A 277-nucleotide genomic window follows, 5' to 3' on the forward strand; every position below is an offset into this window, starting at 1 on the left:
TGGATGGAAACGAAATCACCAAAGAAGACATTCAACTGCCCAGTTGTACACCTAGCATGACCTATGTCGATGAAAACTTCGAAGGTACGCTTGACGAGGAAGTGAAGAAGTTTGAGCGTGATTTGCTCAAGAAGCTTTATCCGTCGTATCCAAGTACCCGTCAACTGGCGAAAAAGCTGGGGTTAAGTCATACGGCTATTGCCAACAAACTCCGTGAATATGGCATAAATAAAGCTACTGTAAAGTTATAGTTACATTGCTGAGATGTCGACAAAGC

At 43.0% G+C, this 277-nt stretch carries 1 protein-coding gene; it reads left to right on the top strand.

Annotated features, from left to right (window positions below; all coding sequences use genetic code 11):
• Positions 1-251, top strand: a 251-nt coding sequence (locus NLF92_RS12835; protein ID WP_349293229.1) for a TyrR/PhhR family helix-turn-helix DNA-binding protein, incomplete at its 5' end; no start/stop codon positions are given.
• Positions 252-277 lie beyond the last annotated feature (26 nt).

The sequence above is a fragment of the Opacimonas viscosa genome (genome assembly GCF_024199005.1).
Lineage (GTDB): Bacteria > Pseudomonadota > Gammaproteobacteria > Enterobacterales > Alteromonadaceae > Opacimonas > Opacimonas viscosa.